Source organism: Streptomyces silaceus, from assembly GCF_001419745.1.
GTDB classification, from domain to species: Bacteria; Actinomycetota; Actinomycetes; order Streptomycetales; family Streptomycetaceae; genus Streptomyces; species Streptomyces silaceus.
In genome coordinates this window covers 1-10,451 of record NZ_LIRJ01000455.1, presented here as the reverse complement: position 1 = coordinate 10,451, position 10,451 = coordinate 1, and the positions used below count along the sequence as shown (strand labels likewise).

The 10,451-nt window shown below is 71.9% G+C and carries 9 protein-coding genes; 4 read left to right on the top strand and 5 right to left on the bottom strand.

Annotated elements, in window-relative coordinates; genetic code table 11:
- Window positions 1–2,890, top strand: a 2,890-nt coding sequence (locus AOK22_RS40375; RefSeq protein WP_157872357.1) for an ATP-binding cassette domain-containing protein, incomplete at its 5' end; no start/stop codon positions are given.
- Window positions 2,891–2,958: 68 nt separating this feature from the next.
- Here the strand turns inward: AOK22_RS40375 and AOK22_RS33770 are convergent.
- The 3 genes from AOK22_RS33770 to AOK22_RS33760 all read right to left on the bottom strand — a co-directional run bounded on the left by AOK22_RS33770 (window position 2,959) and on the right by AOK22_RS33760 (window position 4,961).
- A complete protein-coding gene (locus AOK22_RS33770) occupies window positions 2,959–3,288 on the bottom strand; it encodes a hypothetical protein (RefSeq protein ID WP_055702529.1) in 330 nt (109 codons plus the stop codon).
- A 423-nt stretch (window positions 3,289–3,711) separates the two neighbouring features.
- Window positions 3,712–4,314 carry a hypothetical protein gene (locus AOK22_RS33765; protein WP_055702528.1) on the bottom strand — a complete coding sequence of 201 codons (603 nt, stop codon included), beginning with the start codon at window positions 4,312–4,314 and terminating at the stop codon, window positions 3,712–3,714.
- A 20-nt stretch (window positions 4,315–4,334) separates the two neighbouring features.
- The gene (locus AOK22_RS33760; protein WP_055702527.1) at window positions 4,335–4,961 is read right to left on the bottom strand and encodes a hypothetical protein; all 627 of its coding nucleotides are present in this window, start codon (window positions 4,959–4,961) and stop codon (window positions 4,335–4,337) included.
- A 477-nt stretch (window positions 4,962–5,438) separates the two neighbouring features.
- Here AOK22_RS33760 and AOK22_RS33755 point away from each other — a divergent pair, with 477 nt between their 5' ends.
- Window positions 5,439–6,866 carry a helix-turn-helix domain-containing protein gene (locus AOK22_RS33755; protein ID WP_055702526.1) on the top strand — a complete coding sequence of 476 codons (1,428 nt, stop codon included), beginning with the start codon at window positions 5,439–5,441 and terminating at the stop codon, window positions 6,864–6,866.
- Between the two features lie 37 nt (window positions 6,867–6,903).
- Here the strand turns inward: AOK22_RS33755 and AOK22_RS33750 are convergent, their stop codons facing one another.
- Window positions 6,904–7,791: an NAD(P)-dependent oxidoreductase gene (locus tag AOK22_RS33750; protein WP_055702525.1), complete on the bottom strand. Its 888-nt coding sequence runs from the start codon at window positions 7,789–7,791 to the stop codon at window positions 6,904–6,906.
- A 49-nt stretch (window positions 7,792–7,840) separates the two neighbouring features.
- Here AOK22_RS33750 and AOK22_RS33745 point away from each other — a divergent pair, with 49 nt between their 5' ends.
- Complete coding sequence (locus AOK22_RS33745; protein WP_055702524.1) at window positions 7,841–8,248, top strand: MerR family transcriptional regulator; 408 nt, start codon at window positions 7,841–7,843, stop codon at window positions 8,246–8,248.
- A gap of 109 nt (window positions 8,249–8,357) precedes the next feature.
- Window positions 8,358–9,134: a DUF6193 family natural product biosynthesis protein gene (locus AOK22_RS40365; protein WP_157872355.1), complete on the top strand. Its 777-nt coding sequence runs from the start codon at window positions 8,358–8,360 to the stop codon at window positions 9,132–9,134.
- A 69-nt stretch (window positions 9,135–9,203) separates the two neighbouring features.
- Here AOK22_RS40365 and AOK22_RS33735 read toward each other — a convergent pair whose 3' ends face one another.
- Window positions 9,204–9,827, bottom strand: coding sequence for a TetR/AcrR family transcriptional regulator (locus tag AOK22_RS33735; RefSeq protein WP_055702523.1), 624 nt, complete (start codon window positions 9,825–9,827; stop codon window positions 9,204–9,206).
- Between the last annotated feature and the right edge of the window lie 624 nt (window positions 9,828–10,451).

Here is a 10,451-nt window from a genome sequence, read left to right as displayed (position 1 = left end):
CGACGGGGGCGCGCCCGGCGCCGGCCGTCAGGCCCGCACCCGTCCCCCTGGCGATGCGCGGCACCGCCCCCGCCACACCATCACCTTCGAATCCGTGGACTTCACCTATCCGGGCACGAGCCGACCCGTCCTGAGCGGGCTCGACCTGAACCTGCCGGCCGGCGCCTCCGTGGCCCTCGTCGGCGCGAACGGCTCCGGCAAGACCACACTGATCAAACTCCTCGCGCGCCTCTACGAGCCGGACGCCGGACGCATCACGGTCGACGGCACGGACGCGCGGGCCTGTGACGCGCGGCGGTGGCGTCAGGGCATCTCCGTCGTCTTCCAGGACTTCGTGAAGTACCCGCTGACGCTGCGCGACAACGTGGCGATCGGTGACCCCGGCGCGGGGGACGACCCACGCGCACTGCGCCACGCCCTGGAACAGGCAGGCGGTGGTGCGCTGCCCCGCATGCTCCCGGCGGGCTGGGACACCGTGCTCTCCCGGCAGTTCACCGGCGGCGCCGACCTGTCCGCCGGCCAGTGGCAGCGGGTCGCGCTGGCCCGTGCGCTGCTGGCCGCGCGCTCGGGCGCCGTACTCGTCCTGGACGAGCCCACCGCCCACCTCGACGCGCGCGCGGAGGCCGCCTTCTTCGACCGTTTCCTGACGGCGAGCCGCGGCGTCACGACCCTGCTGGTCTCGCACCGCTTCTCGGGCGTGCGCAAGGCCGACCTCATCCATGTCCTGGACGGCGGAAGGATCGTGGAGAGCGGCACGCATGACGCGCTGATGGCGCTCGGCGGCAGATACGCGCGGATGTACCGGTTGCAGGCGGAGCGGTTCGCCCCCGACCTCGACGGCGACGGGGCTGATGGCGCGTGCGGGACTCCGCCGGCCGTACGTACCGTGACCGACATCCCTCAGCCGGCCGAGGTGCTCGACCCGATCGAGGTGTGCGACCCGATCGAGGCGGCTGGGCCGACTGAAGGCGCTGAGCCGGTCGAGGCGGCTGCGTCGACCAAGGTGGATGCGTCGAGCGAGGTCGCCGAGCCGCCCGCCGCCCCCGAATCCGCCCGGCGTGGCACGCTCGCCGCCCTGCGTTCCCTCCTCGCCGAGTCCTTCCGCGAGTCCTGGAAGCTGGCGGTACTGGGGCTCCTGCTCGTGCCCGCGGCGGCGGGACTCGCGGCTCTCCAGGCCCTCTGGCTGCGGTCCATGGCCGAGGGCGCCCAACTGCACGTCCTGGACTCGACGTTGACGGCGGCGTTCCTGCTCGTCGTGAGCCTCGGCGTGTGGGAGGTGGTCGAACTGGCCGCCATCGGCGCCAGGATCGGGCTGAGTGAACGGGTGGGCTTCGCCTTCGACCGGCTGTTGGCCCGGCTAGCGGCGGGCATACCCGGGCTGCGCCACCAGGAGTCGCCCGCGTTCCAGGACCGGCTCCACCTGCTGCGTGACCGTACCCTGGCGATGGGGGCCCTGCTCAACTGGGTGCTCAATCTGCTCGAACAGTTCGGCGGCTTCCTGGTGACGGCCGTCCTCCTGGCCGCGGTCCACCCGGCCCTCCTTGTGCTGCCGCTGATCGGGGCGCTCGCCCTGCGCCTGCAGATCTCCGCGCGTGGCGTCCTGGCCCGCTCGCAGGACGCCACGGCGGCCGACTACCGGCTGGCCGTCCGCCTGGCCCGCCTCGCCACCTCACCGTCGGCCGGCAAGGAACTGCGCGTCTTCGACGCGGGCCCCGAACTGCGCTCCCGGGCACGTCGGTTACGGCGCCGCGCGGACGCCGTCTCCGGCCGGGCGCAGTGGCGGGTGGCCGCGATCGGCAGCGTCGCCGGGCTGCTCAACTCGCTCGGCCTGATCGGCGCGGTCGCCTTCGTCGTGCACCTCGCGGTCACCGGCCGCACCACACTGGGCGCCGTCCTGCTCGGCGTCGTCCTGGCCGGGCGGTTCACAGGGCACGTCGGCGGACTGGTGCAGGCGACCGGGGCCGTCGTCGAACTCCTGCAGAACGCGGAACGGTTGCGGTGGCTGCGTACGTACGCGGAACGGGCGGGCGCTCCGCCGACGACGACCGCGGAGCCCGCCTCGGCGGCGCCACCGACCTGCCGCCCGGCCGCCGTGCCGTCGCGCCTGCGGCAGGGGGTCACCGTCGAGCGCCTGACCTTCCGCTACCCGGGCACGACGGCGACGATCCTGCAGGACATCGACCTGAGGCTGCCCGCCGGGGGAGTGGTGGCCCTGGTCGGCGAGAACGGCTCCGGCAAGTCCACGCTGGTCAAGCTCCTGTGCCGGATGTACGAGCCGACCCTGGGCCGGATCAGGGTCGACGGCATCCGCCTGGATGCCGTCACCCCGGAACGGTGGCGTGAGCGGCTCGGTGCCGCGTTCGAGGATTTCGTACGCTTCGAGTTCGAGGTCCGCGAGACGGCCGGTGTCGGGGACCTGCGGCGGATCGGCGATGCGCCGGCGGTCCTCGACGCCCTCGACCGGGCAGGCGCCGCGACTCTGCCCGGCAGCCTGCCGGACGGCCTCCACACGCAGCTGGGCAGCCGCTGGGAGCACGGTGTCGATCTGTCGACAGGCCAGTGGCAGAAGCTGGCCCTGGCGCGGGCCCTCATGCGCCCGGCGCCTCTCCTGCGCATCCTGGACGAGCCGACCGCGTCCCTGGACGCGGAGACCGAGCACCTCATCTTCGAGCGGTACATCGAGGCCGCACGCGGCTCCGTGCCGAACGGCGACAACCCGGGCACGGTCACCCTGCTGGTCTCCCACCGCTTCTCGACGGTACGCGGCGCGGACCTCATCGTCGTACTCGACCACGGCCGGGTGGCCGAGACGGGCAGCCACGAGGAACTCCTCGCCCAGGGAGGCCTCTACGCCCAGATGTACGGGCTCCAGGCGCGCGCCTACCACTGAGGGGCACCCCGGCACCCCGGTACCACGGGGCCGGGGCGCCGCCGCCCCGCCGACCGACGCGATCCGGATCAGATCGGCCCGTGCCAGTTCGACTCGCAGTGGATGATCCCGCCCGACGAGTCCGCGTGGCAGGCGCGCGAGGACAGGTTGCGCACCGGGTACTTGCTGTAGAAGTACTCCTTGATCACTCCGCCGGTCTCCGCACCGCCCGTGGTGCAGTCGAACACGGGAACGTCGCGATAGTGCCAGTGCCCGGCCCACTGCCCGCCGTCGTAGATCTCGTAACGGATCTGCAGCCCCGCGCAGTATCCGTCCGTCTTCGTGTCGGAGGCGTAGGTGCTGAGGGAGACCTTGTTGCCGAGCCGCCACATGGCGACCCCCTGGAAGACGCCGCTCACGTGACTCTGCGAGTCCCCGGCATACCCGTAGCCGCGTTCTCCGGGGAACTGGCTCGACAGGGCCCAATCGTCCGTCGAGTGAGCGCTCGCAGTGCCGGGCATGGCGAGCATCAGCCCTACGGCTGCGGTAAGCGCGAGCAAAGTGCGTTTCATGGATCCCCCTCCGGCGTTGTGCCCCCTGCGGTGCGCGGGGAGTCGCATCTTGCCGCAGGGGTTACCGCTGGATAGGGGACAGAACCCGCCAAGTTCGAGTTGTGCTGCGGTGTCCGGCCCTTGGCCGACTTCTCTGATGAGCCGCCGATGAGTCGCCGGCCGCTGCCCTCGCGACCGCCGTCGGTTTCCGAACAAGAAGGAGCGCCGGCCTCCGCCGGCGCTCCTCCGTGTGCGGAGGTCCCCCATGCGCGGACCTCCGTTTGTGGACCCTTACGCCGCCGCGCCCTGCGGGATCAGCCACGCCGGGTCTCGGGGCTCCACCTTGTTGGCGAACGCCACGAGCTGGGCGTACGCGGCCAGGTCGGCCATCGCGGACTGGATCCGCGGCAGCGCCGACGCGGCCTCCGGGTCGTCCGTCCGCTTCAGCCAGTCACCGATCAGCGCGGCCACGGCCACCGTGCGCTCGCGCATGTCGTGGCAGATCGCGAGCGGGCCACCCGCCGAGGCCTGCTGGGCGAACGCCTGCCAGAGCTCGGCCGTGTGCGGCACCTCGCCCAGGCTGAGCCCCGAGCGGTACAGCCGGTCGTAGTCGATCCTGCGGTACCACGAGGCCGTCTCCTCGGTGAGGCTGCTCGTGGCGAGGATGTCGGCGACCTCGGTCAGCATCCGGGCGGCACCGCCGAGCCGGTCCTGCGCCGCCCCCGCGTACACCGACGCACCGGCGAGACCGTCGCCGTGCTCGGCCAGTTCCAGGGCCCGGCACAACTCGCTGGTGGCCGCGGTCAGTTCGGTGCCGGCCGCCTGCGCGAGCTGCTTCTTGTCGCGCAGGTCCTCATCACTGAGGCTGAGGGCCTTGTTGCAGACTGCGCTCATGTCCTGTTCCTCCTTCCGTATCAGGCGCCGGCGACGGCGCTGGGGGTCATGCCGAGGATGTTGATCACGGCCAGTGCCTGGCCGTAGATGCGGATGCGGTCGAACGCAGTGAGGAACTGCCAGGCCAGGCGCTGCCAGTCGGCCGGACGCGCCTCGGCGGCATGCTCGGCGAAGCTGTCGAGCGCCACCGAGAACCTGGTCAGCTCGGCCACGAAGTGGCCGTACGCGGCCTCGTCGCCGCCCTCTTCGTAGCGGCGCGCGACGGTCTCGATGGCCGCCTGGTCCAGCTGGACCAGGTCGTCGTCGCGCGCGGCGCCGAGCGTCTCGCGCACCGGGGCGGTCCCGCCGCCCGCGACCCGCAGCCGCTCGTCGTGCACCGGGTAGAAGCCCAGTTCCTGGGCGACGCGGTGCGAGGTCCTGTACTCCACCAGGGCGGCCCGGACGGCGGCGGCCGCGCAGCGCACCCGCAGGGATGCCTGCCGCTGGTCGCTGAGTTCCAGGTCGGAGTGCATCAGGTGCAGCTCGCTGCCCGCCCGCATGAAGTGGGCCGAGCCGGTCGCGATGGGGCCGTCCACCCGCTCGTAGAGGGACTGTTCGGCGATGCTGCCGTCGGGAAGGTTGGGTGCTTTGTTGCAGACCCTGCTCATATAGGTCGTGTCTCCTTCTTCGTCCGATGCCAGTGGTGCGGTGTGCGACGCCCGGTGCCCGGGGTGCGACGGGAATCCGCACCAAACCGGCGGGCGGGCCGTCCACGAATGCCTGACGACGGCTGGTGTGGCCGGCCCGGTCGCCCGACCCGGGATCCGAGCGGTAAAGGGATGCTGGCCCGCGGATCAGGGGGCCGTGCCCGATATCGGGCGTCACCGGACAGACCCGGATGGTCTCGGTCGGGCGTCGGGCGTCAGGGGACCGGAGACGGGAGACGGGAGACGAGGGGCGTGCGGTCGTCCGGCACGAGCCGACGCGCACAGGCGCGGACCAGTGCGGAAGAGCAGCAGAGCAGCAGAGCAGCAATGCGGAAGAGTGGAGGGCGCGGAACGGTGCCAGCGGGAACGGGGGCGGCGGGACATCCGCCGGACGGGGGAGTACGAGCGGCGGGCGCGGGCATCGGTCCGGTCGACTCGGTGGACACGACCGACGCGCTGGCCGCACTGCTGCGGCAACTGCGCAGGCGCGCCGCACGCAGAGACGGCGGGGCGCAGCTCACCTATCGCCAGCTGTCGGCGCGCACCGGGTGGGCGCACGGCGTCATCGGCGACTACTTCTCGGGCAAGACCCTGCCGCCCACGGACCGCTTCGACTCGCTGGTCCAGCTGCTCGGCGCCACCGGCCGCGAGATGCGCCTCCTGGCGACGGCCCGCGACCGCGTGGAGGAGGCACGCCGCTCGCGCCAGGCCTCCAACGGCCGTGCGGACAATGGCCGCGCGGACAACGGTCGAGTGGACCCGTCGGGCTTCGACGACGACGGCCCTGACCCGCCCCCACCAGCCCCTCGCCAGCTACCGCGGGCCATCCCCGAACTCCCGGGCAGGGAGGCCGAACTGGCCGCTCTCGACGTGCTCCGCCCGGAACCGCACGGCAGCGGCCCTGTCGTCGTCGCGCTCGACGGCCCCGGCGGTGTCGGCAAGTCGGCGCTCGCCGTGCACGCGGCCCATCGTTTCGGCGAGCGTTTCCCCGACGGCCAGCTCTACGCCGATCTGAGCGGCCCGCTCCGAGGCCCGCACCGCGACGCCGCTCGCCCCGTCGCGCCCGCCGTCGTGCTCCGGCGGTTCCTCTGCGCCCTGGGTGCGCCGAGGCCGCATCCGTGCGGCGTGGCGGACGCGGCGGCGGCCTATCGCACGGTACTCATCGAACGGCGGGTGCTGATCGTCCTCGACAACGCCCGGGACGCCGCGCAGGTACGTCCTCTCCTGCCCGCCGCGCCCGGCTGCGCGGTCCTTGTCACCAGCCTCGGTGTCCTCGCTGCCCTGAACGGCGCCGCCCACCTCCATCTCTCGCCCCTCCAGCCTCCGGCGTCACTCGCCGTGCTCGGTCTCTGGGCGGGACCGGGGCGCCTGAGCGCCGAACCCGAGGCCGCCGCGGTGATCACACACCACTGCGGGCACCTTCCCCTGGCCCTGCGCATCGCCGGAGCCCGCCTGGCGGCACGCCCCCGGTGGCCGGTGCGGGAACTCGCCGCCCGGCTCGCCGACCCCGCCCGCCGTCTGGCGGAACTCTCCTTCGCCGACCTGGACCTGCACGCGGCCCTGGCCGCGGGGCACCGCGAACTCCTGGTCCGCGGCCCCCACGGCCGCGCGGCAGCCCGCGCGCTCCCCCTACTGGCCTCAGCACAGGGGGAGGTGACGGTCCCGGACGCGGCGGCGGCCACGGGCACCACACCCGCGACGGCCGAGGCGCTCCTGGAGCAGCTCGTGGACGTGCAACTCCTGGAGTCCCGCGCCCCGGGCCGCTACCGCTTCCATCCCCTCACCCGCCTCTTCGCGCTGCGACCGGTGGCGACGATGAACAAGGGCGGTGGTGCACGTTCGGCCGAGGGCGGACCTTCGACGTGAGGAGCCGGACCGCAAAGGGCCGTTCGGACCCGGCCGCTCAGCCCTCGTGAGGCTTGCTGAACTCCTCGATCAGCACCGGGTACTGCTCCGCGCCGTGCCCGGCGGCGATCGCGCGGTCCGCCATCGCCTTGATCAGCCTGGGCAGTTCGGCGTTGACGCCCAGTGCCTCGCTCTCCTCGATCAGATGCTCCATCGACCGCACGTCGGTCTCCAGTGCCGACACCTCGGCCGGGAAGGCCCCCTGGTCGATCTGCTCGGCGTACCCGGGCAGCCATTCGGCGACCCCGGCGGCGATCTGACGCGCGAAGGGAGCGTACGCCGTCGCGTCGACTCCGGCCGTCCTGAGCAGGGCCGTGCCCTGGAGCCAGGCGTTCAGGACGCTCCACATCATGGCGAGACCGGCCACGTCGTACAGGGCCGCGAGCCCATGGTCCGGGCCGAGGTGCGTGACAGTCCCGAGCGCGGCGAGCGTCGGCTCGTGCGCCTCGAAGTCGGCCTGCGGCCCGCTGTGCAGGATCACCGCCTCGGAGGTGCCGATCGACTGCGGGACGGCCATGACGGCGCCGTCCAGGTAGCGCGCGCCGCGCCGCTCGGCCCAGCGGGCGGCCTCCCGCGCCTGCGTGGAGTCGCCCGAGGTGAGATTGACCAGCACCATGTCGTCCAGCTCGACGTCGCCCGCGGCGTCGAGCAGTTCGTACAGGGCCGGATAGTCGGTGACGCAGATGACGGTGAGCGAGCCGGCCTTGAGCGCGTCGGCGACCGTGGGTGCCAGCCGCGCCCCTTCGGCCACCAACTGATCGGCCTTGGCGGTCGTGCGGTTCCACACGGTGGTGGGATGGCCGGCCTTGAGGAACGCGCCGGCGAGCGCGCGGCCCATGAGGCCGAGTCCGATGACGGTCACAGATGCAGGGGTTTTGATGTCCATGGCAGGATCGTCAACGTTCAGGCCGGTGTGAAGGTCAAGGGGGAAATCGATGCGGATCGGGGAACTGAGCCGGCGAACGGGCGTGAACGCCCACCAGCTCCGCTACTACGAGGCCCAGGGGCTGCTCGAAGCGGAGCGCCGCGCGAACGGCTATCGCGAGTACGACGAGAGCGCCGTCCTGCGCGTGAAGCAGATCAGGCACCTGCTCGGCGCCGGTCTCTCCTCCGAGGACATCGCGTACGTGCTGCCCTGCGCGGTCGGCGAGGTCCCGGAACTGCCGGGCTGCCCCGAGCTGTTGAGCGCGATGCGGTCACGCCTGGAGCGGCTGCAGGACCAGATGGACCGGCTCACGCAGTCCCGCGACGCGCTGATCGTGTACATCGACGCGGCCGAGCGCAGGGGCGGCGAGGACTACCCGCCCTTCGACGACCCCGACCGGGAACCCGTCCCCGCCTGACCTGCCGCCCCGTCAGCGGGGCTCGGACCAGCGCGTACGAGGCTGCGGACGCCACTGGTGGTACTGCGGGCGACGCACCTACTGCGCGCGACGCGCGACAATCACCGGCATGGACGTCTCTCACCCGGCAGATCCACCTGCTCTCCGACCGGATCCCCTGCTCTATCCGGAAGTGGCCGCAGCCAACGGCAGCTGGGTGGCAGCCCTTCAAAAGGCCGCCGCCGACCTACAGGTGGATCTCGGCGCGGTCAGCGCCCCGGAGTCCCCGACGGACAGCGGTCGACTCATCGTCGCGAGGGTGGAGGCCCCACGCGGCGACTTCGTCGTGACCCTCGGCCGGGACGAGCGGGCCTTCGACCTGCGGATGCGGTGGACCGAGGTCGAGGACGCGGCCTCCGGCCGAACCACCGAGCTGCGGACCGTCATCGACATCGCACACGCGTGGCGGGCGGGGGACCCACTCGGTGAACTGCGCGCCAGGTGGCCGTTCCTCAAGATGGACGAGCTCACCCTGGCGCACGAGCGAGGGGAGGCCGTTGCCTTCGAATGGCAGCGCGTGCGAAACCTCCCGGATCACCTGATCGACCACGAGATCGTCGAAGCGGCCTACGCGCACCCGCTGCTCCGGAGCCTCTTTCCGTTGATCAGCCACGGAAGTCTGCAGTTCAGCCGCTGCACCCAGCCCCCATGGACCTACGACGTCCCCGGCCTCTTCCCCCAGTGGGGAGGAGGCTGGAGGGCGATGCGCGCCATCAAGGGGCGAGACATTCCCGATCACGGCCCTCAAACTCCCCAGAAAGCGGTCGCATTCGTGGTCGAGGGCCTTCCCGACGGCTGCGGCCCGGCAGTGGAAGGCCCTGCGGACCTGCTTCCCGAAACGGACTGAAGGGCGACGTCCGTCGGCGCCCCGACCCCGCCTCACCTCTCGTCACACGCTGAACTCCTGGAGACACGCTCAGACGGTCGTCTCCTGGGCTGACGCGGCCGTGGTCCCCGGCATCGCCGAGGGCGCGGTGAACAGGGCCCGTACGGCGGCGCGGACCTGCTCGGCGACCACTTGCGGCGTCGAGCTGTCGAGCTTGCCGTCGAGGTGCAGGAACGCCAGGCCGTGGACGAGGGCCCAGATGGTGGTCGACAGTGCCGCCGGATCGTCGGCGTGGGGGAACGCGCTGCGGACGATGCCCTGGACGTACTCCCTGATGACGGCGGTCGCGGCGACCCGTTCTTCGCTGGTGGGGTCGCAGGGCTCGGCGAACATCGCCCGGAACAGCGCCGGGTGTTCGAGCGCGAACCGTACGTAGACAACGGAGAGTGCGGCCAGGTCGTCCGGCGTCGAGGGGGACGGGTGGGCCGCGGCCAGCTTCTCGGTGAGTTCGCGGTATCCCTGCGCGGCGACCCCGGAGACGAGCGCGTCGCGGTCGGCGAAGTGACGGTAGGGAGCCGTGGCCGATACGCCGGCGCGGCGGGCGACGGCGCGCAGCGACAGTCCGGCGCTGCCGTCCTCCTCGAGCAGTTCCCGCGCGGCACGCAGGCAGGCCGCCCGGAGATCGCCGTGGTGATACCCGCTGTTCTGCGGCATAGGTCACACTCTCTTATGTCTACAGCGTTTACATAGAGGCCTAATGTAAGTGGTGTACACATTGTAGGCGACGGGCATGGAAGAGGGAAACGGGATGAGCGGCGAGCTGTTCTCGCCACTGTCCCGCGCTCCGGGCAGGTGCTCGGCCACCAGCGTCAGGTCCACCGGCGGCGTCGCCGGGCCATCCGCACGCAGCAACGCGTCGATAAGCTCGGACAGTTCGTCCCCGCGCGCGCGGTCAGACAGCGGAGGTCGCCCGCGTGTCCGTTGAGCAGCCAACCAGAGATCAAGTTCGAGTGATCTTCGAACGCCGGTGGGCGCGGGAACGACACGAGCGGCCTTCTCGCAACCAGCACACCGCACGATGATCAAGCGCCAGCACCCCGCCGTGGCCGGACCGAGGTTCAAGAACAAGCTCAGCTGGTCGTTTGAGAGGGTGTCTCAGGTGGATCGGGGGCCGTGGCCCCGGCCGCCCTTTCGCTCGGTTGCGCATCAGTGTCCTGAGGTGTGGTCCAGGATCGCGGCGACGAGCGGAGTGTGCACCTCAGGTGGGAGCGCGTGTCCCTTGCCGGGGATCTCGATGATGCGTGCGCCTTGAATCGCCTGAGCGAGGTGGTGGGGGTG

Coding starts and splice junctions, on each gene's coding strand:
- AOK22_RS33765 (WP_055702528.1), bottom strand. CDS start 4,314: ATGAGCGCAGTCTGCAACAAGGCCCTCAGCCTCAGTGATGAGGACCTG.
- AOK22_RS33760 (WP_055702527.1), bottom strand. CDS start 4,961: ATGAGCAGGGTCTGCAACAAAGCACCCAACCTTCCCGACGGCAGCATC.
- AOK22_RS33750 (WP_055702525.1), bottom strand. CDS start 7,791: ATGGACATCAAAACCCCTGCATCTGTGACCGTCATCGGACTCGGCCTC.
- AOK22_RS33745 (WP_055702524.1), top strand. CDS start 7,841: ATGCGGATCGGGGAACTGAGCCGGCGAACGGGCGTGAACGCCCACCAG.
- AOK22_RS40365 (WP_157872355.1), top strand. CDS start 8,358: ATGGACGTCTCTCACCCGGCAGATCCACCTGCTCTCCGACCGGATCCC.
- AOK22_RS33735 (WP_055702523.1), bottom strand. CDS start 9,827: ATGCCGCAGAACAGCGGGTATCACCACGGCGATCTCCGGGCGGCCTGC.